We start from the raw sequence: 24068 nt of genomic DNA, 5'->3' as shown, positions 1-24068 counted from the left end.
GTCAGGTGGTCTCCGGCGTCTTGGTGATGGTGTTGGCTTTGCTGTTCGCCTGGATTGGCTGTTCGGCGAGCGCCCAGGTGGCGGCGTCCTGCTTGCCGTGCTCGGTGATGCTGCGCCAGCCGAGGCCGCGATACGGCGCGGCGGCATCCCACGGGATCGGGTTCCGTTTGGCCTGCGAGCCCGGGGCGGGCGGTGCAGGCAGCGGGAACATCAGCGAGCGCGCCGAGTGGTGCGCAATGTGCCCAGTCATGTGGTGATGCTCCTGGTGGATGTGGCCGTAGAACACCGTCACGTTGGGGTGCGGCATCAGCAAGTCGATGACCTGCTGGCCGTCGCGTGTGGCCCAGTCCCATTGCGGGTACAGATCGAACAGCGGCCGGTGCGTGAACACGACGATGGGTGTGTGCTCAGGCACGGAATGCACATCGGCCGCCAGCCACGCGAGCTGTGCCTCGCCCACGCGCGCGGACGGGTCCGACACGTTGTCGATGGCGATGAAGTGCACGCCCTTGTGATCGAACGAATAGTGCGTGCGGCCGAAGAGTTCGATATAGGCCTCGCCGTTGTCGAGCGAGGCATCGTGCTCGCCCGGCATGTAGTGCACCACCGGCACCTTGATCTGCGCGGCAATGTCGCGAAACTCGGCCAGGCGTTTGCGGCGCTCGGCGGGGTCGTCGCTGATGTGGCTGAGGTCGCCCGTGAAGATGACGAAATCTGGCGCCGGCGACAGCGCATTCACCGCCGCAATCGCCTTGGGCAGCGTGCCTTGCGAATCCGGATTGGGCGCGCCCTTGAAGCCCCAGTGGGTGTCGGATAACTGCACGAAATAGAAATCGTCCTGCTTGGTGCCGGCGGCGCGCGTGGTGGCCGCCATCGCCTGCCAGCCGGGCAGGCCCGATGCGTACACCAGACCGCCGACCGCGGCCAGTTGCATGAACTGGCGTCGTCCGGGTTGCTTGCTCATGGGTGTCCCCTGCAATAGATGACTGAGTTGGGTAGCAGTCCAGCGCGAGGGCAATGACGGAAGCGCCGGTCCTGTCTGTCATACCGGCAGGGGTGCCCACGTATTCCACAAGATTGGCCTTTTCACAAAATTTCTTCGGTGCGGGAATAAACTGGATTGCACCTCGGTATACGAAGGTCAACGTCCCCCAGGCCGCCATGCCCGACCTGCCAGACCCCACGCTCGATCTGCCCACCGACGCCCAGCGCTTTGCGCAGGCGGTGTTGCCGCATGTCGATGCCGCCTACAACCTGGCGCGCTGGCTCTCGGGCGACGCGCAAGACGCCGACGACATCGTCCAGGAAGCCTGCCTGCGCGCATTCCGGCTGTTTGGCGGGTTTCGCGGCGGCGATGGCCGCCCGTGGCTGCTGGCCATCGTGCGCAACACGTGGTTCTCGGAATGTGCCCGCCGCAAACAGGCCCCGGCCCAGCCGTGGGATGACGACGCGGCCGCCTGCCAGAGCAACGACGACAGCACCAGCTACGGCGTCGACCCGGCCGCGCTGCTTGCCCGCATCGACGACGTGCGCCGCGTGCATGCCGCGCTGGCGCAGTTGCCGGTGCCGTATCGCGAGGTGCTCGTGCTGCGCGAACTGGAGGACCTGCCGTACCGCGACATTGCCGCCGTGGTCGACGCGCCCATCGGCACGGTGATGTCACGGCTGGCGCGTGCTCGGCAGCAACTCGCCCGCCTGCTCACGGAAGACAACGCGCCGCTGCGCACCAATGTGACGCCCATCCGCGCATCGGGCGGCCTGGGAAACAGCACCAAGGAGTTCCGCCATGAACTGTGACGACATCCGCGCGCTGCTGGCTGCCCGCGCCGATGGCGAACTCGGTGCGGCCGACAGCCTGCGCATCGAGGCGCATCTGGCCACATGCGCCGCTTGCACCGACATCGCCGCGCGTCACGATGGCGTGGTGCGTGCACTGCGCCAGGGGCTGCGCGCGCCGGCGTTGTACACGAAGGCGCCCGCAGGTTTGAGCCAGCGTGTATTGCAGGCCGTGCGAGCGGAGGCTGGCGTGCAGGCCGAATCGACTCGCGCGCGCGCGCCGCGCCGCATGGAATCACCATGGCAGCGCATGGCCAACTGGTTGGTCACGCCATCTCGCGGGCTCGGCTTGGGACTGGGCGCAGGCGCGCTCGCAGCGGTAGCACTTGGTGTGGGCGTGCTGGTTGGCCGGCCCGATGCGGCGGCGCTCACAGCGCACGACATCACCGCCAGCCATGTGCGGGCGCTCCTGGGGGCGCGGGAGACCGATGTACTGTCGTCCGATCGCCACACGGTCAAGCCGTGGTTCAACGGCCGTATTGACTATGCGCCGCCGGTCGTCGACCTCGCCGCTCGGGGTTTCCCGCTGATCGGCGGCCGGTTGGACTACATCGACGGGCGTCCGGTGGCGGTGCTGGTCTACCGCTCCGCGAAGCATCCCGTCGACCTGTATGTACGCCCCGAGGCCGGCAGCGACACCGAGCCCACGCTGCGCACCGAACGCGGCTACCAGTTGATGATCTGGCGCACTGCCGGCATGGGCTACTGGGCCATCACCGACGCCTCTGCCGACGTGGTGCAAGCGTTTGCGCAGGCCCTGCGGGGCGGTTGAGACCACCGCGCAGACACCGCCCATGTGCGCGCCTGTGCTCAATGGGGCGGTGCGTCAATCTTGTCCCGGCACGGGCTTCCCCTTGTATTGACGCGGAATCACAAAGGTTTCGGTTCCGGTGACCGATACGTTCCTTTACCATTCCAAACAGTCCTGTGTGGCGCGCTCCGTGCCGCTGTCACGTCTTTTTCGCCACGGCTTTCTTGTCGGTTTCTTCTAGGTTTCAAACATGGTCTCTGCGACGCCCCGCATCAGCAACGCAACCCTGTCAGGCATGCTTCGCGGCGGCCGCTTCTCACTCGGCAACCGCATCGTCTTGAGCTTCGGTGCGCTGTTCGTTTTGATGGTCATCATGGCGGCGGTGTCGTACACGCGGCTTCGCGCGATTGACGAAGAGGCGATGAGCCTGGAGCGCGACTCGGTACCGGGTTTGTATTTGTCGACATCGCTGCGCGCGGCCACGCGCAACAGCCAGGCGATGCTCGAACGTGCATTGTTTGTCGATACCGATGCAGATGCCGTGCGGCGCGACCTGGACCGTGCGGCCAAAAGCGTGCGGGAGCTGGATCAATACGCGACCGCCTACGAGGCCACCATCTTCCGCGAGGATGACCGCCAGCGGTTTGGCGTGTATCGCGCCGCCATCGACAAATACCTGGCCATGTTCAACGACGCTGTGCAACAGGCCGCCAAATCCAGGCCAGCTGCACAGGTTGTGGCGCAACGTGCCATTCCTGCCTGGGAAGAGGCCGTGAAGGTTGCCGAGCAGCTTGTGACGGACAACCGTGCGGCGGCCGACCAATCGGCGCAGCAGATTCGCAGCTCCGTACAGAGCACCGAGGTGACGCTGGCCGTGGCGCTTGGCGTGGTGTTGCTCGCCGCGCTGGTGTTGGGCTATGCGCTGTTCAAGGCGATTACGGTGCCGATGGCCCGTGTGGTGGATGCGCACGATGACATGCGCACCGGTAACCTGTCTGGCCGGCTCGATCTGCGCCGCAACGATGAATTCGGCACACTGGAAGAAGGCTTCAACCGCATGGCCGAAGAGCTGGCGAGCCTGGTGTCGCAGGCCCAGAAATCTTCCCTGCAGGTGACGACGTCCGTGGCCGAGATTGCCGCCACGTCCAAGGAGCAGCAGGCCACAGCCGCCGAGACTGCCGCCACCACCACCGAGATCGGCGCCACGTCGCGCGAGATCTTTGCCACCTCGCGTGACCTGCTGCGCACGATGAACGAGGTATCGAGCGTGGCCGAGCAATCCGCCACGCTGGCCGGCGCCAGCCAGAGCGGCCTCACGCGCATGGAAGACACCATGCGCGGCGTGATGGAAGCTGCAGGTTCGGTCAACGCCAAGCTGGCGATCCTCAATGAAAAGGCGACCAACATCAACCAGGTGGTCTCGACCATCACCAAGGTGGCCGACCAGACGAACCTGCTGTCGTTGAACGCGGCCATCGAGGCGGAGAAGGCCGGCGAATACGGCCGCGGCTTTGCGGTGGTGGCCACGGAAATCCGCCGACTGGCCGACCAGACAGCAGTTGCCACCTACGACATCGAGCAGACGGTCAAGGAAATCCAGTCGGCCGTGTCGGCCGGCGTGATGGGTATGGACAAGTTCTCGGAAGAGGTGCGGCGCGGCATGCGTGATGTGCAGCAGGTCGGCACACAGCTCTCGCAGATCATTACCGAAGTGCAGACGCTCGCGCCGCGCTTCCAGATGGTGAACGAAGGCATGCAGACGCAGGCCACTGGCGCCGAGCAGATTACGCAGGCGCTGTCGCAGTTGTCCGAAGCCGCGCAGCAGACGGCGGAGTCGCTGCGCCAATCGTCGCAGGCGATTGATGACCTGACGCTGGTGGCCAACCAGCTTCGTACCGGCGTGTCGCGTTTCAAGATCGAAGCCTGATCCGAAACGCATCCGCATTGAGGTGTTTTTGCTGTAGCGAGAATCGCCATGCTTTATCTCCTGTTCCAGCTCGATGGCGACCGCTATGCGCTCAACGTGGCGCAGATTGCCGAAGTGCTGCCCTTGGCGGCCACCAAGTCGATTCCGGGTGCGCCAGATTGGGTGGCGGGCGTGATCGAACGGCATGGCGCGCCCGTGCCGGTGATCGACGTGCCTCAGCTTGCCTTGGGCCGCCCCGCGCGGCCATTGCGCTCCACGCGGCTGGTGCTCGTGCGCTATGAATCCGGCATCCGTGGCGACGAGGCGCCGCTGCTGGGCCTGATGCTTGAGCACGCAACGCACACGCGACGTATCGACGAAGTGCACTTTGCCGACAGCGGTGTCGCCACGCCCAATGCGCGCTGGCTCGGTCCCGTGGCAAGCCTGGACGACGGCCTGGTGCAGCGGGTCGATATCGAGGCGATGCTCGACGCGCACGTGCGTGCGTTGCTGTTTCCGGCAGCCGTTGGCTGAGCATCATGGTGGCCGTTGATCCCCGCTTTGAAGCCTGGCTTTCGCACGAGACGGGCATTGACGCGCCGTCGCTCGGTGCGAACACGCTGGAGCGCGCGGTGCTGGACCGCACGCGCGCAATGCTGGCCACGCGCGGCATGCCGAACACCGTGGACGCAGCGGCGCTGGACGCGTACTGGCTGCGCCTGAACACTGTGCCCGAAGAACGGCAGGCCCTGATCGAAGCGCTGGTGGTGCCCGAGACGTGGTTCTTCCGAGACCGCGAGGCCTTTGTCACGCTTGCCCGCGTGGTGGGCGAAAAACTTGCGCGCGAGCCGATGCGCGTACTGCGCATCCTGAGTGCGCCGTGCTCGACGGGGGAAGAGCCGTACTCTGCAGCGATGGCGCTGCTCGATGCAGGCATCGACCCCGCACGCTTCACCATTGAGGCGATCGACATCAGCGTGCGCGCCATTGAACAGGCACGGCGTGGGGTGTACGGGCGCAATGCATTCCGAGGCCATCCGCTGACCTTTCGCGACCGGCATTTCACTGAAGCCGCCGGCGGCTGGCAGTTGAGCGATACCGTGCGCGGGCTGGTGCGTTTTGCACAAGCCAACCTGTCGGACGCACCGGCCGATGACACGCGCTACGACTTCATCTTCTGCCGCAACGTGCTGATCTACTTTCACCGCGATGCGCAGGATCAGGCGATTCGCCGGCTCGATTCACAACTGGCGGAAGACGGCATGATCTTCGTCGGCCCGGCGGAAACGGGCCTGATGATGCGTCATGCGATGAGCTCTGCGCGCATTCCGCTGGCGTTTGCGTTTCAACGCATGGCAGCCGGTGAAACTGGCGTGCGGACGCCGTTGCCGTTTCGCTTGCCACTGCCGCCCGAACATGCGGTTCCGGTGGTGGGATTGCCCGGCGTGGCATTGCCATCCGTACCGGTGCGTCCCGTGGCGGCGCGCGTGTCTGCGCCACCCAGACCGAACCCGGCGCCGAGCCTCGCCGCACGCCCGTTACTGCCCGCCATTCCAGAGATTGAGGCTGTGCTGCGCGAGCCGCCCACCGTGGCCGACGCACGGCGGCTGGCCGACGCCGGCAATCTTGATGAAGCCGAACGTGTGGCGCTGGAGATCGCCAACCTGCGTGCCCCCGAGGCCGATACGTTCTACCTGCTCGGCCTGATTGCCGATGCGCGCGGGCGCCAGGCGGATGCAGGGGATTTCTACCGCAAGGCGCTGTACCTGGAACCCGCGCATTACGAGGCGCTGACCCACCTGGCCGCGCTGCTCGACGTTGCCGGCGATACGGTGGGCGCACGCCAGCTCATGCTGCGTGCGGAACGCGCCCTGGCGCGCCAGGACAAGACCCCATCTGCACTCTCCGGAGCCCCGGAGCACTCACGAGGAAAACATGGCGCACGCCGTCCATGACCACGCGGGCGTTACCACGCTCGTAGATGACTGCTGGAACCGCATCGGCACGCGTGGCGATCAATCCTGCCCGCGCCTGCCTGAGTACGCGCGCTGCCTGAACTGCCCCATCTTTGAAGAGGGGGCCGCCGCTCTGCTGGATCGCGCGCTGAGCGATGCCGACCTGGAAGCCGCGGCGCTGGCGCATCGCACGGCCGCGCCGCTGCGTACGCTGGAGCAGGCAGGCGCGGAGTTGGCCGTACTCGTATTCCGTATCGCCGATGAATGGCTCGCGCTGCCGGCCACCGCACTGCGGCAGATCGATACGCCGCGCGCGATCCACACGTTGCCGCATCGGCGCAACCGGGTGGTGCTGGGGCTGGTCAACATTCGCGGGGCACTGACGGTGGCGGTGTCGCTGGGTGAGCTGCTGGGGCTGGATCAAGCGGGCAGCAAGCATGCCGGGCGCAATGGTTATGCGCGGCTCTTGGTGGCTGCGCACCGCGATGAACCGGCCGTCTTCCCGGTGGATGAAGTGGAAGGCGTGCTGCGCTTTCCGGCCACCGCGCTGCTGCCGGTGCCGTCCACCCTCACGCACGCGACCACGGCCCACGCACGCGGCGTACTGGCGTGGCGCGATGCCACCATTGGCTTGCTTGATACCGACCGCGTGTTCGACTCGATTGCCCGGAGCCTGCGATGAGCATGGATGACGATCTGGGCCGCCAATCGTTGCTCGCGCTGTTCCATGAAGAAGCGCAGACGCAGACACGTGTGCTGTCCACCGGACTGCTGACGCTGGAGCGTACGCCCGCCGATGCCGCCGCGCTCGAAGCCTGCATGCGTGCGGCACATTCGCTCAAGGGCGCGGCGCGCATCGTCGGCCTGCAGGACGGTGTAGACGTTGCACACCGCATGGAAGAGTGGTTCGTGGCAGCGCAGAACGGCACGCTGGTACTAAGCGCTGCGCATATCGACGTGCTGCTGCGTGGCACCGATCTGCTGCTGCGTGTGGGCCTGCCTGCTACGGGCGGGCAGGTGCCGCGAGCGGAGGTCGATGCCGTTCTGGCTGCGTTTTCCGCGCCGGAGGGCGCCGCCGTCGCACGCGCAGCTACAACGTTTGCCGAACCGGAGCCCGCCACCGAAGACGCCACGCTGCAGGCCGCGATGGCGCTGCTCAATGCCGAGGTGGCGGCGCTCTCCGCGCCTGCGGTGCCGCCGCCCGAGCCCGCTGCACCCGCACCGCAACGTGCGCCCATCGGCAGCACAAGCGATCCGCATCGCATGCTGCGCGTGCGCGCCGACAACCTTGACCGTCTGCTGAGCCTGTCGGGTGAATCGCTGGTGGAGTCTCGTTGGCTCAAGCCGTTTGGCGAATCGATGTTGCGCGTCAAACGCACGCACCGTGCGGCAGCGCTGGCGCTCGACACGCTTTACGAAACGCTGGTCGAGCGGCTCGACCGGCATGCTGACGCCGACATGCACGCTGCGCTGAACGACGTGCGCCAGATGCTCAGCCACATGCAGCAGACGCTGGGCGAGCACATCGACGATCTCGACCGCTTCGATCGTCGCAGCACACACCTTGCTCAGCAGCTGTACGACGAGGCATTGCAATGCCGCATGCGGCCGTTCGGCGACGCGACGCATGCCTATCCGCGCGTGGTGCGCGACCTGGCGCGCTCACTGGGCAAGCAGGTGCGCTTGACCATCGTCGGTGAGGCCACGCAGGTCGATCGAGACATTCTCGACATGCTTGACGCACCGCTTGGCCACCTCCTGCGCAATGCCGTCGACCATGGCGTGGAAACGCCCGCAACCCGCGAGGCACAAGGCAAGCCAGCGGAAGCCGGCATCACGCTGGAAGCGCGCCACAGCGCCGGCAAACTGCTGATTACCGTGGCCGATGATGGTGCCGGTATCGACCTGGAGGCGGTGCGCGCAGCAGTGGTGCGGCGCGGGCTGTCCGATGCCGACACCGCCAGCCGCCTGTCGGATCACGAGTTGCTCGACTTCCTGCTGCTGCCGGGTTTCTCGATGCGCGAGCAGGTCACGGATGTGTCCGGACGTGGTGTCGGGCTCGATGCCGTGCACGAGATGGTCAAGGCGGTGCGCGGCACCGTCCGCATCCACAACGAGCCGGGGCGCGGCACGCGCTTCATGCTGCAGTTGCCGCTCACGCTGTCCGTCATCCGCAGCCTGCTGGTGGACGTGGGCGGCGAGGCGTATGCGTTTCCGCTGGCCTACGTGCGGCGCACGCTTGAGCTGGCCCGCACCGAGATCGACATGCTCGAAGGCCAGCAGCATTTCCGATTCGAGGGCCGCCCGACAGGATTGGTGACGGCGCACCAGTTGCTCGGTACGCAACCCCCGGGCGAAGCGCGCGAGAGCGTGCCGGTGGTCGTGATTGGCGAGGGCGCTGAGACATACGGCATTGCTGTCGACCGCTTCCTGGGTGAGCGCATGCTGGTGGTCCAGCCACTGGATGCTCGGCTTGGCAAGGTGCGTGATATTGCCGCCGGTGCGCTGATGGAAAACGGCGATGCGGTGCTGATCGTCGATGTTGACGACCTGCTGCGTTCAGTCGACAAGCTCGTGCGCGGCGGCCAGCTCGATAAGGTCCAGCGCGGGCAGGGCGTGACCGTGCAGCAGCGCAAGCATGTGCTGGTGGTGGACGATTCGCTCACGGTGCGCGAGCTGGAACGCAAGCTGTTGGAAAAACGCGGCTACGCCGTCACCGTGGCCGTAGACGGCATGGACGGTTGGAACGCCTTGCGCGGCGCAGACTTCGACCTTGTCGTTACCGACATCGACATGCCGCGCATGGATGGCATCGAATTGGTCACGCTCATCAAGCGCGACGCCGCGCTCAAGGCGCTGCCCGTGATGGTGGTGTCCTACAAGGACCGCGAGGAAGACCGCCGCCGCGGCCTGGATGCCGGCGCGGATTATTACCTGGCCAAAGGCAGTTTCCACGATGAAGCGCTGCTCGACGCAGTGCGCGACCTGATTGGAGAAGCGCGGACATGAATATCGGTATCGTCAACGATATGCCGCTGGCCGTTGAAGCCATGCGCCGCACGATCGCACGCCGGCCCGAGCACCGCGTGCTGTGGGTGGCGACCGATGGGGCGCAGGCCGTTGAATTTTGTGCCGCGCAGCCGCCCGACGTGGTGCTGATGGATCTGATCATGCCCCGCTTTGATGGCGTGGAAGCCACCCGTCGGATCATGGCGTCGCGCAACCCGTGCGCGATCCTGGTGGTGACCAGCAGCGTGGGTGCCAACGCGTGGCGCGTGTACGAGGCGATGGGCGCCGGCGCGCTGGACGCCGTGGATACGCCCACGCTTGGCGGCGGCGCGGATGCCGAGGCCAACCACCCGTTGCTCACCAAGATCGACCAGATCGGCCGCCTCCTGGATAAACCCGTGGCGCCGAGGCCGTGTGTGGGCACCCCCGCGCGTGACGGCGCGGTGCCTTTGGTGGCCATCGGCGCCTCTGCCGGAGGGCCCACCGCGCTGGCTGCCGTGCTCGGCAAACTGCCAGCGGAGTTTGCCGCGGGCATTGCGGTGGTTCAGCACGTTGACCAGGCCTTCGCAGCCGGGATGGCCGAATGGCTGAACGGCCAGACCGCCCTGAAGGTGCGCGTGGCCGTGGAAGGCGATCGCCCGCATGCAGGCGAGGTGCTGCTCGCGGCCACCAATGACCACATGCATGTGCTGCCCGGCGGTACCTTCGGCTACACGCGTGAGCCGGCCAGCACGCCCTATCGGCCGTCGGTCGACGTGTTCTTCCACAGCGTGGTCGAGCACTGGCGGGGCAGCGCCATCGGTGTACTGCTTACGGGCATGGGCCGGGACGGCGCCATCGGCTTGAAGGCAATGCGCGCCAAGGGTTACCACACCATCGCGCAGGACGCCGCCACCAGCGCGGTGTATGGCATGCCCAAGGCTGCGGCTGCGCTGGATGCGGCGCGCGCCATCCTGCCGCTTGACCGCATCGCCGACGAACTCATCGCGCTCGTGCGCGCCTGAAGCACGCACGAGCCATCGCCATGACACACATAACCAGAAACGGGGAGCATCACATGACCAACCAACCACCCGAGATTCCGGATCATCCGGATGGAGCTGACCAGAATAAGCCCATGCCTGCAGCGGAAGCCGCATTGGAGGCCGCACGCGCGCTGTTGCGTACGCCGGCAGCTGCCGATGTACCGGTGATGGTGCTGCTGGTGGACGATCAGGCCATCGTGGCCGAGGCCATCCGTCAGGCGCTGAGCAGTGAAGATCGTATTGATTTCCACTACTGCGCGCGCTCCGACGAGGCGATGATCGCCGCCATCCAGACGCGCCCCACGGTCATCCTGCAGGACCTGGTGATGCCGGGCACCGACGGTCTGACGCTGGTGCGCGACTATCGCGCCAACCCGGTGCTGCGCGACGTGCCGATCATCGTGCTGTCGACCAAGGAGGAGCCGGTCATCAAGAGCGCTGCCTTTGCAGCGGGCGCCAACGATTACCTTGTCAAATTGCCCGACCGCATCGAATTGCTGGCGCGCATCCGTTACCACTCGCGCTCGTACGTCAACCTGCTGCAGCGTGACGAGGCGTACCGCGCGCTGCGCCAGTCGCAGCAGCAGTTGCTCGAAGCCAATCTGGAACTGCGCCGCCTGACCAACTCCGATGGCCTGACGGGGCTGGCCAACCGCCGCTATCTCGACGAATACCTGAGCGCGGAATGGCGGCGCGGCGCACGCGAGGGCACGACGCTGTCGTTCCTGATGATCGATGTCGACAACTTCAAGCTCTACAACGATACCTACGGCCATGTGGCCGGGGACGAGGTGCTCAAGCGTATCGGCAGCACGGTGGAAGCGTGCCTGGGCCGCCCCGGTGATCTGGCAGCGCGTTTTGGCGGAGAGGAGTTTGCCGTCGTGCTCCCCGGCAATAGTGCCGAGGGGTTGAAGCTGCTGGCAGAGAAGATCCGCGGTGCGATCGAGACCCTGCGGGTGCCGCACCTGCATTCGTCCACCGGCGACTACGTAACGGTCAGCATCGGCGGCGCGCTGGTGAATCCGGTGCACGACGTGCCGACCACCACGCTGATCGAAGCCGCCGACCTTGCGCTGTATCAGGCCAAGCACGAAGGCAAGAACCGCACGGTGGTCGGCGCGGGTTCACATGCGGCCCGGGGCGTCTAGGGGCTGCAAGCCATGCGGGCCGAATGATCGAAGCGGCGCGCGCCGTGGTACCTAGGTTTCGGCAAGCTGGCTTTTGGCCACAAAGGCTTCAAACGCGGCGGGCGGCACCGGCGGGCAGAAGAGGTGGCCCTGGCCGTAGTCACAGCCTGCCGCCACCAGGATCGCCTTCTGCTCCTCGGTCTCAATCCCTTCGGCAATGACCTTGATGCGCAGCGCGTGCGCCATGCTCACGATGGCGCTGCACAGTGCGATGTCTTTTGGGTCGTGCGCGAGGCTGCGCACGAACGACTGGTCGATCTTGATGTAGTCGATATCAAAGCGCTTCAGGTACGAGAGCGACGAATACCCCGTGCCGAAATCGTCGAGTGCGATGTCCACACCCGCGCGCCGGAATTCGTGCAGGTGCTCGATCACCTCCGCGCTGTCTGCCATCAACGAGCCTTCGGTTATTTCAACGACCAGACTGTGCGGCGGGAGCCCCCGGCGCTCCACCACCTTGGGCCACGATTCGGTGCCCGACTGGTGCGCGCGGAACTCCAGCGGCGACTTGTTCACCGACACCTGCATCGTGGTGTCGAGCGTGGCCTGCCAGTGCGTGAGCTGGTCCAGCGCCTTGTTCAGCACCCATTTGCCGATCTCGACGATCAGCCCGGTGTCCTCGGCCACCGGAATGAAATCTCCCGGATCGATCTCGCCTCGCACGGGGTGGGTCCAGCGGATCAGCGCCTCTGCCTTGTGGACCTTGCCCGTGAGCAGATCGACGATGGGCTGGTAGTGCACCGCAAGCTGCCCGTGCGCGAGCGCCACGCGCAAGTCGCTGGTCACGCGCAGGCGTTCCTGTTCGGCACGCTGCAAGGCCGGGGTAAAGACGGCCCATTGATTGCGCCCCGCGCTCTTGGCCGCAAACATGGCTTGGTCGGCGCGCACGAGCAGCGATTCCGCGGTGTCGGCGTCGCGCGGGTACAGCGCCACCCCGATGCTGGCCGACACTTCCACGCTTTCCTGGCCAAGCGGCAGCGGTGCGGCAATGCGCGCAAGCAGGCTGCGAATGATGGGCGTGACCGCCCCGTCATCGGACAGGTCCGGCAGGATGATGGTGAACTCGTCGCCCGCCAGCCGCGCGACCGTATCGGTGCCGCGCACGATGGCCGAGATGCGCCGGGCAATCTCCTTGAGCAGAACGTCGCCCTGGTCATGGCCGAGCGTGTCGTTCACTTCCTTGAAACGGTCCAGATCGATGAACAGCAACGCCAATTGTGTGGACGTCTGACGCGCCCGCGCAATCTCCTGGCGCAGGCGGTTGTAGAACATATGCCGGTTGGGCAGATCGGTGAGCGCATCGAAGTTGGCCTGCCGCCAGATGACCTCTTCGGCGCGCTTCTTCTCCGTCATGTCGTGGATGAGCGCAACCCGGCGCGGCTCACCCAGCGTGCTGTCGGCAAAGGTGTCGATCGTGAGCAGGGCGGGGAACTCGCTGCCGTCCTTGCGGCGGATCAGGTATTCGCCGCTCCACGACCCCTTGGTTGCAACGCCCTCGCGCATGGCTTCGATCACGGCCCGCTCGTTGCATTCGGAACGGATGGTGTCGCTGGACTGGCCCTTGAACTCCTGCGCCGAATAGCCCGTGGTGACGGTAAACGCCGGGTTCACGTCGATCACGCGGCCGTCGAGCGTCATCACCATCATCGCTTCGCTGCTCGATGCATAGACCATGGAGGCCAGGCGCATCTCTTCGATGTGCCGCTTGCGCTCGGCACCTTGGTGGCGCAGCGTGAAATACAGCAGCGCGAGCAGCAGGGTGGAGCCGGCTGCCTCCACCAGCGAAGTGCGCCGATAGCCGTCGTAAGGCGCGAGCACCGAGGCCACCGACTCGCCCACCAGGAAGTACAGCCCGATCTCCGGCACATGGTGATAGCCGATGATGCGCTCCACGCCGTCGGTGCCCGACACCACGCGGTAGTTGCCTGTTCCCAGCGCACCCGGCTTGTTGAACTGCCGGGCGCGCGGCGGCTTTTCGATACCCGCGGTCGGATTGGGCACGCGTGCCAGGACCTGCCCTGACTCGCGGATGATCGTGGCAGCCCCGTCCTTGCCAATCGCAAGCGTATTGGCAAAGCTGGCGAACTGTTCCGGGCTGACCGACACCACCACGACACCGGCAAACTGCCCAGCCCTGAGGATCGGGCGTGTGAACTGGATCGACCACTTTTTCGAGACCTTGCCCTGCACCGGGTCGCTGATGAACAGCACGTCGCGTCCGCCGGATTCCTTGTGCACGCGAAAGTGCTCGCGCTGGCTCAGGTCGAGGCGTTCTGTCGTGGGGCCGATGCTGGAGTAGACCAGCATGCCGTTCTCGTCGATCACGGCCACCTGGAAGGTCAGATCGCGCACGGCTTCCTGCCGCTCGTGGATGACGTGCTCGAACACGTCGCGACCCGACAGCCAGCTCGCGCGCAGATCGAGCAGGAACTCCGACACGCGCCGCACGCTGCCGAGTGAGTACTCACCAAATGCCCGTGCTTCAACCTGCGTGCGCGCCTGCGCATCGCGGATCAGCCTGTCGTGCTCCAGGGTGAGCTGATGGAATGTGAACGTCCAGATGAACAGCAAGACCACCGCCGCACCAACATTCAGCGGCGACAGCAGCCTCTGCCCCCATCTTTGCCCGGGCGTGTTACCGGTCGTGCCATCAGAAGAAGCCTTCGATTGCTCTGCGGGCATCCCCACTCCAGCGTTTGCGTGTCCAGTTGTCTCGGGCACGCGCGCAGCGTGCCTGACGTCGGCAATTTTATGTGCCTTCCACTCTATATCGGAGCGAAGCACATGTGTCTTAAGCCGAACGGTCAGACGGGCGCATGGATGCGCAATCGTTTGCTTATGGGTGGGCAACCCCGGGCGGCACCCGGGTTGGTGCTTGGGCGCAACGCTTGCCGAGTGAGGCGCCGCGCGATCTGGGTTTGCGCGGCGCGGGAGAGGTCAGCGTTCGTAAAACGCGGTGCCTTTGTCTGCCATGTCACGCAGCAGGGCGGGCGGCGCGAAGCGGCGGCCGTGCTCTGCAGCCAGCCGGTCGCACAGCTGGACAAAGGCGCCCACCCCCACGCGATGGATGTGCGACACCGGCCCACCCCGGAATGCAGGGAATCCCCAACCGAGCAGCGCACCCACATCGGCATCGCGCGGGTCGGTCACCACGCCTTCATCCAGGCAGCGTGCGGTTTCCACGGCCTGCACGGTGATGAGGCGATCGACCAGCGTCAGGACGTCGGGCTGCGTGGCGGCCTTGGGGTATTCGGTCGCCAACCCGGGCCATAGCGCCTTCTTGCCGTTCTCCGGATAGTCGTAAAAACCTTTTCCCGCCTTGCGGCCGATGCGGCCCAGGGCCACCATGCGCTCGGCCACGGCTTCGCCTGGGCGCTCGATGTAGGCGACACCCAGGTCGGTGCGGGTTTGCTGGTTGACCTTGTGGATCAGTTCGCTCGAGACTTCGTCGATCAGCGCGAGCGGCCCGACCGGCATGCCGGCCTGCAGCCCGGCATTCTCGATCAATGCGGGTGCCACGCCTTCGGCGAGCATCGCCAGGCCTTCGAGCACGTAGGTCGAGAACACGCGGCTCGTATAGAACCCTCGGCTGTCATTGACGACGATGGGCGTCATGCCGATGGCCTTCACGTAATCGAGCGCCTGCGCCAGCGTGGCCCGCGTGGTCTGCCTTGCGACGATCACCTCCACCAGCGGCATCTTGTCGACCGGCGAGAAGAAATGCAGCCCGATGAAGTTGCCCGGCCGCTGGCTCGCCTCCGCCAGCCCCGTAATCGGCAGCGTCGATGTGTTGGACGCGAAGATGGCGTCCGGCGAGATCACGGCCTCGGCCATGCGCGTGACGTCGGCCTTGATCTCGCGCTGCTCGAATACGGCCTCGACAATGAGGCCCGCGCCGTCGAGGTCCGCGTATGAGGTGGTCGGTTTAATGCGGGCGAGCAGCGCTTCGGCCTGCTCGGCATGCAGGCGGCCGCGCTGTACCTGTTTCTCGACGAGCTTGCGTGAATAGTCTTTACCGCGTTCGGCAGCTTCTTGCGTGGTGTCGAGTAGCACGACGGGCAACCCCGCCTTGGCGGTGACATAGGCAATGCCCGCACCCATCATGCCGGCACCGACCACGCCCACCTTGGCGTAGCGCCGCACCGGCACATCGGCCGGGCGCGCGGCCAGCTTGTTGGCGGCGTTCAGGCTGAAGAAAAGCGTACGGATCATCGCGCGGGCTTCCGGAGACAGCACCGCCTGCACGAAGTAGCGCGCCTCGGTCTTGAGGCCCGTATCGAGATCAGTGATAAGCCCTTCGTACACGCACGACAGGATGCTGGCCGCTGCCGGATAGTTGCCGTAGGTCTTCTGCCGCAGCATGGCGTTGGCCGCCGTGAATAGCTGCTGCACGGCCGGGCTGGCGATGCCGCCCCCGGGCACCTTGTAGCCCTTGATGTCCCACGGCTGCTGCGCGCGGGTCGGGCCGTCGCCCAGCAGCCACGTGCGCGCGGCATCGGCTTCCTCGCCCGCATTGACGACCGCATCGACAATGCCGAGCTTGAGCGCGTCGGCCGCCTTGATGCGCTTGCCTTCCAGCAGCATCGGCAACGCTTTCTGCACACCAATCAAGCGCGGCAGACGCTGCGTGCCGCCGCCACCCGGCAAGAGGCCCAGCGTGACTTCCGGCAGGCCAAAGCGCGCGCGGGCGTTGTCCGCCGCCACGCGGTAGTGGCAGGCGAGCGCAATCTCCAACCCGCCGCCCAGCGTGGAGCCCGGCAGTGCGGCGGCCACGGGTTTGCCGCAGGTTTCCAGCTTGCGCAGCATGCGATGCAGTTCGCACGTGCGATCAAACAACGTGGCTGCGTCGTCGCTGGCCTGCAGCCATTCGAGGTCGCCGCCGGCAATGAAATCCGCCTTGGCGGAGGTGACGAGAATGCCCTTGACGCTGGCATCGGCGCATACGTGGTCGATGGCGGCAAAGAAGGCGGCGCAGGTGTCGCCGTTGAGCACGTTCTGCGCGCGGCCCGGCTGGTTCCACGTGAGCGTGGCGATGCCGTCGGTGTCGATGGTGATGTCGATCATGTCAGCACGCTCCTTAAACGCGTTCGATGATGGTGGCGGTGCCCATGCCGGCACCGACGCACAGCGTGGCCAGGCCCGTGCTTGCGCCACGCCGCTCCAGCTCGTCGAGCAGCGTGCCGAGAATCATGGCGCCCGTTGCACCGAGCGGATGGCCCATCGCAATGGCGCCGCCGTTGACGTTGATGCGGTCATGCGGCACGGCCAGCACCTCCATGAAGCGCAGCACGACCGAGGCGAAGGCTTCGTTGAGTTCGTACAGGTCGATGTCGGATGCCGACATGCCGGCGCGCTTGAGTGCCTTCTCTGCTGCATACGATGGCCCCGTCAACATGATCGACGGCTCCGAACCGATGCTCGCAAAGCTGCGGATGCGCGCACGCGGTTTGAGGCCCGCGCGCTTGCCGGCCTCGCGGCTGCCGATCAGCACGGCCGCGGCGCCATCGACGATGCCCGAGCTGTTGCCCGCGTGGTGCACGTGTTCGATGCGTTCCAGTTCCGGATAGCGCTGGCGGATCACCGCGTCAAAGCCGTATTGCTCACCCAATTCCGCGAACGAGGGTTTGAGCTGCGCGAGTGTGTCCACGGTGGTCTGCGGGCGGATCATCTCGTCGCGGTCGAGGATGGTCAGGCCGTTCTGGTCGCGCACCGGCACGATCGAACCTGTGAACCAGCCCGCCGTGCTGGCCGCATGGGCGCGGCGGTGGCTCTCCGCGGCATAGGCGTCGACGTCATGGCGGCTGTAGCCCCACTTGGTGGCGATGGTGTCGGCCGACACGCCCTGCGGCACGAAATACAGCGGGATGGCGGCGGCCGGGTCGACCGGCCATGCGCCACCGCTGGCGCCCATCGGCACGCGCGACATGCTCTCTACGCCGCCGCCGATGGCGAAGTCGCTTTGCCCGGCCATGACCTGTGCGGTAGCCATGTTGCAGGCCTCCAGGCCCGAAGCGCAGAAGCGGTTGATCTGCACCCCGGCCGTCGTCTCGGCATAGCCGGCGGACAGCACTGCCACGCGGCCGATGCACGCGCCTTGCTCGCCCACGGGTTCAACACAGCCGAGCACCACGTCGTCCACGAGTGCCGTGTCGAGCTGATTGCGATCGCGGATGGCGCGCAGTGCGGTCGCGGCCAGGCGCAGCGGCGTCACGCCGTGCAGGCTGCCGTCTTTCTTGCCCTTGCCGCGCGGGGTGCGCACGGCGTCGTAGATATAGGCTTCCATAGCGTTGCGTCCTGAAGGTCGTGCTCGTTAAAGGGTGCGGGCGATCAGCTCTTTCATGATCTCGTTGGTGCCGCCGTAGATCTGCTGCACGCGCGAATCGGCCCACGCGCGGGCGATGGGGTATTCCCACATGTAGCCGTAGCCGCCGTGCAGCTGCACGCAGCGGTCCATTACCTTGAACTGCAGGTCGGTGGTCCAGTACTTGGCCATGGACGCCGTGGCGGCATCGAGCTTGCCGGCCAGCTTGAGCGCGATGCACTGGTCGACGAACACGCGGCCGATCTGGACTTCGGTTTTCAGTTCCGCCAGTGCGTGCCGTGCGGTCTGAAAATCGAGGATGGATTTGCCGAAGGCCTGGCGTTCGCGCACGTAGCGCAGGGTCCATTCAAGCGCGCCTTCGGCCGAAGCGATGGCGCCGATGGCGATCTGCAGGCGCTCCCACGGCAGTTCCTGCATCAGGTAGGCAAAACCGCGATGCTCCTCGCCGAGCAGGTTGGCGGCAGGCACGCGCACGTTGTCGAAGAACAGCTCGGCGGTGTCCTGCGCCTTCATGCCGACCTTCTTCAGTCGCTTGCCTTTGCTGAAGCCGTCCATGCTGGTGTCGACGACAAAGAGGCTCGTGCCCTTGGCGCCGCCTTCCGGCGTGGTGCGCGCCACGACGATCACCACATCCGCGTGCCAGCCGTTGGTGATGAAGATCTTCGAGCCGTTGAGCACGTAGTGGCTGCCGTCGCTGCTGCGCGTGGCGGTGGTGCGCACGCCTTGCAGGTCCGAGCCCGCGCCGGGTTCTGTCATGGCAATCGCGCCGATCATCTCTGCGCTCGCCAGCTTGGGCAGGTAGTACTGTTTCAGCGCCTCGCTGCCGTAGTGCAGCAGATACGGCGCGACGATTTCCGAGTGCAGGCCGAAGCCCAGGCCCGTTGCGCCTGCCCGCGCGATCTCTTCCATCAGAACGGTGCTGTAGCGGATGTCGGCACCTGCGCCGCCATACGCTTCGGGCATGCTGGCGCAGTGATAGCCGGCGGCGGCCGCCTTTTCCCAGATGGCGCGGTCGACGTAGCCCTGGTCTTCCCAGCGCTCGTGGTGGGGCAGGACTTCGGCCTCGATGAAGCGGCGGACGGAGTCTCGGAAGGTGTCGTGTTCAGCGTCGAACAGCGTGCGGGCAATCATGGCGGCTCAGGATCGGTGGCAGCGGGGTTGCCGTATTTCAACAAGGCCGTGACAATTCCGGTTGATCTGGATCGCCACTTTATTGATATGAAGCGCCAGCCGAAAGCAGCCTCCAAACGCCACGGTGTGCACGCGCGGGCGCGCATCGCGATCCTGCTGCCGCCTCGCTTGTTTGCCGGTTACGTGTTTCTCACTCAAGAGATGCTGCTCATTGCCGGCACCATGCAGGCGCGCAGCGTGGATGTGATGGGCAGCCGGCTTTTCGACATCGATCTGCTGTCCACCGATGGTGGCGCCGTATCGAGCTTTGGTGATATGCCTGTGCCCGCCACCGCTGCGTTGATCGAGACGGCCTACGACGTCGTGATCGTGCCCGCGCAGTTCGCCCCGGAGGCGGCATTGGATGCGGAAGAGGCGCGTATCGCCGATTGGCTGCGCAGGCGCTATGAGGCTGGCGCCCTGGTCGTTGGCATGAACGCGGCGCCGCTGTTCGCCAAGGCGGGGCTGCTTGATGGCTGCCGGGCGACGGGGCTGGCGAGCGAGCGCGCCTGGTTTGCCCGGCATTTTCCCGGCGTGCGTTACACGCCGGATCAGCCACTTGCGGTGGATGGACGGATCATCACCGTCAGCGGTATCAACCCCGCCGTGGACGCTTGCGCGTACGTCATCGATCACTGCTGCGGGGCGGGTGCATCGCGGCGGATGCTGCGCACGGCGCTCACGCAATCGCTGCCGTCATACGAACACATGGCCGTGTGGACCGCGCAGTTCAAGCGCCACGGCGATGCGGCCATCCTGGCCATCCAGGACATCGTGGAGCGGGAACTGGCAGCGCCCCCAGCACTTGCAGAACTGGCGGCCCAGGCAGCGATGAGCGAGCGGACCTTGACGCGCCGTTTTGCCGCCGCCACCGGCAGCAACCTGAGGCGTTACGTGGCGGCGCTCCGTGGGGAGCTCGCGGCGTTTTTGCTGCGCACCGGCCGCCAGCCGCTCGACCACATTGCCGATGAATGCGGCTATGGCAGCGTCAGCGCACTGAGCCGCGCGTTCTTCGCGGGCCACGGCTGCAGCCCCTTGCAATACCGGGCGCAGCACCGCACCCACTGAAGTTTCACGGACGCAGCAGATCGAAGCCAGCGAGCAACACCACACCCGACAGCGCGGTCAACGGCAACGAATGTTGGCCAAAGTACAGCAACGCGGCGGCCAGCCAACTGGCCGCGAAGAATGCGCTCATGCGGTTCATGCTTTCACCTGATCGTTGTTGGGGTGGGGAGCGACGCGGCCGGCATATTTACGCGTGCTGGTAGCGGTATTCCTGCGTCTTGCCGCCGTAGCCGTAAGCTGCGGCGCGAACGTCCTGCACATAGATATAGCTCTCTTCATGCAGATTGCCGAGTAGCTCAGCAAACGCCGCGAACGCCTCGGCGATGTACTGCGCCTTCTCCGCCTTGGTATTCGTTTCGTCCGTTACCTTGATGTCGAAATAGACGCTGTTCTTACCTTGCGCGGCCAGCGTCTGCCCGCCGACGATCCAGTCTTCCGGGTCGACATAGTCGATGGCAATGGCCGTGACCTTCGGGTCCTTGCCCAGGATGCGGGAGGTAAGGTCCAGCAAGGTGCTGGCAATCTTCTGCGTCATTTCTGCAGAACGTTGGGCGCTGACTTTGACGTTGAGAATAGGCATGATGGTTTCTCCTGTTAGTTAGCAATGCAACTACTTGGTCAAAAAAAATGGACGCTTATGTCAGCGTGGAGCGCACACCGCGGATCTTCGTCACCGTATCGGTGAATTCGGTACTGCCCAGCACGCGCTTCAACCTTGCGGTCACGGCGCCGCTCGCCTCGTTCAACGCGGCGCCGATCTTGACCGCTTCCCGCGTCGGGAAGATGGCGGTCTCGCGGCCGTCGGCTTCCGTTTTGCGGCGTTCGATCAAGCCCTTGGCCTCCAGCCCATCCAGTGCGCGCGTTGCCGTGGGGCGCGTGACGGACATCGCTTCCGACAACTCGCTTTGCAGCATGCCAGGGCGGTCGACGATTGCGCGGAGCATGAAGCCTTGCGGCGGCGTGAGGTCGAACGGCGCGAAGGCGTCTGCCCAGACGCGGTCCAGCTTGCGGGCCAGGGCGGTGGTGTTGAAGTAGAGGCAGTGGTCGAACATGGTGAGGTGGATGGTAGGGGACGATGGTTAGATATGCAACTTGTTTTTTATGCTGGTGGTCCACCCCTGTTTCGTTCCCTGCCGGGCACGACCTACTTTTCTTTGTCTTGCCAAAGAAAAGTAGGCAAAAGAAAGGCGCGCCCGAGATGGCGACCCCCTCCTTGGATTTGTGTCGCGGGAAGGGAGGGGAGGCAAACTCGCTGCGCTCAGACAGGCCTCCCCTCTTTATCCTTCCCGCAACAAAAATCCAAGGCGCCATCAAGGGCCTAACGTCAAAAGAAAAAGGCTAACCCGTCGTGAGGTTGGCCTTGTCGTTTGGGCCTGCGCTTAGATGGTTTGGCCTTTGACTTCCCCTGCCCTAGATGGCGCCTTGAATTTCTGTAAGCGGGCGGAAAAAGGAAGGAGGCTTGTCTGAGCGCAGCGAGTTTGCCTCCTTCCCCGCACGGTTACAGAAATTCAAGGAATGGGTCGCCATCTCGGGCGCGCATTTCTTTGCTTACTTTCTTTGGGCAAGACCAAAGAAAGTGAGTCAGCCCCGGCAGGGGATGAAACAAGGGGCGTACCAACAACACCAAACAAAAGCAAAACAGAAAAATCAAAAATAAACCGTAGCACTAGCCCTAAACGTCCGCGGCGCCCCCTGCACCAGAATGAACCCCCAGCTCGGCAGCCAGTACTTCTCATTCGTCAGGTTGTCGACGTTGAACCGCAGTGTGACCGGCTTGCCGCCCACCTTGGTCGAATACCGTGCCCCCACGTCAAACGTGTGATACCCCGGCACGATGTTGCTGTTGTTTGCTTCCAGCGCCGAGTTGCCAACGTATTGGCCGCCCGCCGACAACACGAGCCCCGGCACCGGCGGCACGGCATATTCCACATAGGCCGTCGCCTTGAAGCGCGGCGACCCGTAGGCGCGCTTGCCCAGCACGGACGCATCGGACTCCGTGTTCTCTGAGTTCATGAACAGCACCCCGCCCAGCAGCGTCCAGTCACGCGCGAGCTTGCCGCGTGCACTCAACTCCAGCCCGCGATAGCGCGTCATGCCGTCTTGCGTATAGACGTTATCCGGTCGCAAATACGCCAGCCCGCGCTGCACCTGGAACAGCGCCGCGCCGAATGTCCAGTCGTGGAGTTCAGCCTTGGCGCCCACCTCAATTTGCTTGCTCTTGAGCGGCCCGAATACCGTGCCCGCGTTGAGTGCCGTGATGGGTGCGGTGGCGCCGGCCTCCAGCGATTCCACATAGCTCGTGTAGAGCGTCACCGGCTGCACGGGTTTGAACATCACCGCCAGGGTGGGCGTGATCGGCTCGCGCGTGTATTTGGCCGAGGTGCTGCCGTCGGCGTTGTAGCCGGTCTGGTTGAAACGCGTATAGCGCAACCCGCCCAGCACCGACCAGTGCTCGTTGAACTTGGCTGTATCGCTCGTAAACACGGATGTCTGGTCGATCCGGGATGTGCGCGCCAGACCGTCTGACGAGGGCACCCGCATCGGCGTCGCCCCGGACGACACGAACGCCGACGTGTCGTACAAGTTGCCCGTGCCGAGTAGCGTGGAAGCAAAGCCGCCCGTGGCTTGCGTGAGACTCTGCCACGAGGTGCCGAAGACGAGTTCATGCTCGATCGAACCCGTGCGCACTTTGCCGTTGGCCATCACCTGCGCCTGGCTGTACTGGTAGCGCTGGTACGAGCTGTACTGCAATTCGCTGAAGTTGCCAGCGTTGTCCGTCAGCTGGATCGCGCTGTCGGCATTGCCTCGGTTCTGCTGCGTGTAGCGATAGGCGGCGCGCACATTCCAATCCGGCGAGGCGGCCCAGTTCAGTTCGGTACCGACGGATTTGATCTCGGTCTCGTAATACGACCCGCGCGACGACACGCGCTGGCTGCCGTCAATGGCGCGCGGCGTGCGCACGAACTCAGTGACCGGTACACCATAATCCTGGCCGGGGATGATGCCGTAATAGGCACCCTGCACGTTGCGCTGCATGTACAGGCCGTCAAACGACCACTGCAGATCGGGCGTGATGCGCGCATCGAGCGCGAGCGATGCGGAGTCGCGCTTGATATGGCCTCCGTCGACAAAGGTGTCGCCTTCTTCATGCACCACACCCAGGCGCGCGCCGAGCGCTTTGGTCGGACCGAAGCGCCCGCCCACATCGACCGATTCCTTGAGCGCGCCGCCGCTGGTAAAGCCGAACGTGGCGCTTCCTCCAAAGGTGTTGGTCGGGCGTTTGGTTACGAAATTGGCGATGCCGCCCGGGGTGCCGAAGCCATACATGAAGCCCGACAGGCCCTTGAGCAGTTCCACGCGCTCGAAGTGTTCGAGCGGCACATCGCTGCCCCAGTTTGGCACGGCCAGGCCGTCGACCTTGTAGCCCTCCAGTAAGTCGAGCTGCAAGCCGCGGATGGTGATGTTCGACGCCTCGCCGATGTAGCCGTCGTTGTTGGCAGTGACTGCCGGATCGCCTTTGAACACCTCGCCGATGGTCTGTGCCTGACGGTTCTGAATCAGCTCCTGCGTGGCAACGTTGATGGTGAACGGCGTGTCGAGCACAGCCTTGTCGCCCAGTGCGCCGGTGCTGGCCTGCTTTGCGCCATAGGCAGCAGGTTTGCCGGCCGTGACTTGCGTGGCGGGCAGGTCGACCTGCGTGGTGGTCTGCTGCGCGTACGCTGACGCACCTGCACCCATGGTGACGAACGCCAGCGCGAGGCGGCGTGCCAGCGGCGTTGGGCGAAGGCGGTTGATGGAACGACGTGAAGCGGGTGGTAAAGCAACGGCTCGCATGATCA

Annotated in this window: 20 protein-coding genes; 11 read left to right on the top strand and 9 right to left on the bottom strand. The window is 65.2% G+C overall.

Annotation, left to right across the window (positions count from 1 at the left end):
• Position 1: 1 nt before the first annotated feature.
• A complete protein-coding gene (locus ACTJK4_RS20060) occupies positions 2 to 964 on the bottom strand; it encodes a metallophosphoesterase family protein (RefSeq protein WP_440818769.1) in 963 nt (320 codons plus the stop codon).
• A 197-nt stretch (positions 965 to 1161) separates the two neighbouring features.
• On the opposite strand from ACTJK4_RS20060, the gene ACTJK4_RS20055 reads away from it, so the two are divergent.
• The 9 genes from ACTJK4_RS20055 to ACTJK4_RS20015 all read left to right on the top strand — a co-directional run bounded on the left by ACTJK4_RS20055 (position 1162) and on the right by ACTJK4_RS20015 (position 11630).
• Positions 1162 to 1797 carry an RNA polymerase sigma factor gene (locus ACTJK4_RS20055; RefSeq protein ID WP_440077715.1) on the top strand — a complete coding sequence of 212 codons (636 nt, stop codon included), beginning with the start codon at positions 1162 to 1164 and terminating at the stop codon, positions 1795 to 1797.
• Entirely contained in the window at positions 1787 to 2608 is an 822-nt protein-coding gene (locus tag ACTJK4_RS20050) for an anti-sigma factor family protein (protein WP_440818768.1), read from the top strand. Before ACTJK4_RS20055 ends, ACTJK4_RS20050 begins: the two co-directional genes overlap by 11 nt.
• A gap of 229 nt (positions 2609 to 2837) precedes the next feature.
• Positions 2838 to 4514, top strand: coding sequence for a methyl-accepting chemotaxis protein (locus ACTJK4_RS20045; protein WP_440475939.1), 1677 nt, complete (start codon positions 2838 to 2840; stop codon positions 4512 to 4514).
• A 48-nt stretch (positions 4515 to 4562) separates the two neighbouring features.
• Positions 4563 to 5027, top strand: coding sequence for a chemotaxis protein CheW (locus ACTJK4_RS20040; protein WP_232038854.1), 465 nt, complete (start codon positions 4563 to 4565; stop codon positions 5025 to 5027).
• Positions 5028 to 5032: 5 nt separating this feature from the next.
• Positions 5033 to 6448 (top strand): CheR family methyltransferase, encoded by a 1416-nt coding sequence (locus ACTJK4_RS20035; protein ID WP_440818767.1) that lies wholly within the window; start codon positions 5033 to 5035, stop codon positions 6446 to 6448.
• Positions 6429 to 7130 carry a chemotaxis protein CheW gene (locus ACTJK4_RS20030; RefSeq protein WP_253540744.1) on the top strand — a complete coding sequence of 234 codons (702 nt, stop codon included), beginning with the start codon at positions 6429 to 6431 and terminating at the stop codon, positions 7128 to 7130. Before ACTJK4_RS20035 ends, ACTJK4_RS20030 begins: the two co-directional genes overlap by 20 nt.
• Entirely contained in the window at positions 7127 to 9457 is a 2331-nt protein-coding gene (locus ACTJK4_RS20025; protein WP_440818766.1) for a hybrid sensor histidine kinase/response regulator, read from the top strand. Before ACTJK4_RS20030 ends, ACTJK4_RS20025 begins: the two co-directional genes overlap by 4 nt.
• Complete coding sequence (locus ACTJK4_RS20020) at positions 9454 to 10461, top strand: chemotaxis response regulator protein-glutamate methylesterase (RefSeq protein WP_260801074.1); 1008 nt, start codon at positions 9454 to 9456, stop codon at positions 10459 to 10461. The genes ACTJK4_RS20025 and ACTJK4_RS20020 overlap by 4 nt, the downstream gene beginning before the upstream one ends.
• A gap of 113 nt (positions 10462 to 10574) precedes the next feature.
• Positions 10575 to 11630: a diguanylate cyclase domain-containing protein gene (locus ACTJK4_RS20015; protein WP_440475653.1), complete on the top strand. Its 1056-nt coding sequence runs from the start codon at positions 10575 to 10577 to the stop codon at positions 11628 to 11630.
• 51 nt (positions 11631 to 11681) lie between these two features.
• On the opposite strand, the gene ACTJK4_RS20010 is transcribed toward ACTJK4_RS20015, so the two are convergent.
• From ACTJK4_RS20010 to ACTJK4_RS19995, 4 genes are all read right to left on the bottom strand, one after another.
• Positions 11682 to 14351, bottom strand: a complete 2670-nt coding sequence (locus ACTJK4_RS20010; protein WP_260801073.1) for a bifunctional diguanylate cyclase/phosphodiesterase — start codon at positions 14349 to 14351, stop codon at positions 11682 to 11684.
• A gap of 255 nt (positions 14352 to 14606) precedes the next feature.
• Positions 14607 to 16733 (bottom strand): 3-hydroxyacyl-CoA dehydrogenase NAD-binding domain-containing protein, encoded by a 2127-nt coding sequence (locus tag ACTJK4_RS20005; protein ID WP_440818765.1) that lies wholly within the window; start codon positions 16731 to 16733, stop codon positions 14607 to 14609.
• Between the two features lie 13 nt (positions 16734 to 16746).
• Complete coding sequence (locus ACTJK4_RS20000; protein WP_440475645.1) at positions 16747 to 17952, bottom strand: acetyl-CoA C-acetyltransferase; 1206 nt, start codon at positions 17950 to 17952, stop codon at positions 16747 to 16749.
• 27 nt (positions 17953 to 17979) lie between these two features.
• Entirely contained in the window at positions 17980 to 19122 is a 1143-nt protein-coding gene (locus ACTJK4_RS19995; RefSeq protein WP_440818764.1) for an acyl-CoA dehydrogenase family protein, read from the bottom strand.
• 87 nt (positions 19123 to 19209) lie between these two features.
• Between ACTJK4_RS19995 and ACTJK4_RS19990 the strand changes: the two genes are divergently transcribed.
• Positions 19210 to 20229: a GlxA family transcriptional regulator gene (locus ACTJK4_RS19990; RefSeq protein ID WP_440818775.1), complete on the top strand. Its 1020-nt coding sequence runs from the start codon at positions 19210 to 19212 to the stop codon at positions 20227 to 20229.
• Positions 20230 to 20233: 4 nt separating this feature from the next.
• On the opposite strand, the gene ACTJK4_RS19985 is transcribed toward ACTJK4_RS19990, so the two are convergent.
• From ACTJK4_RS19985 to ACTJK4_RS19975, 3 genes are read right to left on the bottom strand one after another with little or no spacing between them, the layout of a single operon-like run.
• Positions 20234 to 20359, bottom strand: coding sequence for a hypothetical protein (locus ACTJK4_RS19985; RefSeq protein WP_256731195.1), 126 nt, complete (start codon positions 20357 to 20359; stop codon positions 20234 to 20236).
• A 57-nt stretch (positions 20360 to 20416) separates the two neighbouring features.
• Entirely contained in the window at positions 20417 to 20809 is a 393-nt protein-coding gene (locus tag ACTJK4_RS19980; protein ID WP_322017947.1) for a tautomerase family protein, read from the bottom strand.
• Positions 20810 to 20864: 55 nt separating this feature from the next.
• Positions 20865 to 21281 (bottom strand): MarR family winged helix-turn-helix transcriptional regulator, encoded by a 417-nt coding sequence (locus ACTJK4_RS19975; protein ID WP_232038865.1) that lies wholly within the window; start codon positions 21279 to 21281, stop codon positions 20865 to 20867.
• A 407-nt stretch (positions 21282 to 21688) separates the two neighbouring features.
• Between ACTJK4_RS19975 and ACTJK4_RS19970 the strand changes: the two genes are divergently transcribed.
• Positions 21689 to 21886, top strand: a complete 198-nt coding sequence (locus ACTJK4_RS19970) for a hypothetical protein (protein ID WP_440818763.1) — start codon at positions 21689 to 21691, stop codon at positions 21884 to 21886.
• On the opposite strand, the gene ACTJK4_RS19965 is transcribed toward ACTJK4_RS19970, so the two are convergent.
• Complete coding sequence (locus ACTJK4_RS19965) at positions 21877 to 24063, bottom strand: TonB-dependent siderophore receptor (protein WP_440818762.1); 2187 nt, start codon at positions 24061 to 24063, stop codon at positions 21877 to 21879. The two genes, ACTJK4_RS19970 and ACTJK4_RS19965, sit on opposite strands and share 10 nt — an antisense overlap.
• Between the last annotated feature and the right edge of the window lie 5 nt (positions 24064 to 24068).

Origin of the sequence: Ralstonia sp. 22111, from assembly GCF_052045895.1 — a bacterium.
In the GTDB taxonomy this organism is placed as follows: domain Bacteria; phylum Pseudomonadota; class Gammaproteobacteria; order Burkholderiales; family Burkholderiaceae; genus Ralstonia; species Ralstonia wenshanensis.
This window is presented reverse-complemented; position numbering and strand designations above follow the sequence as displayed.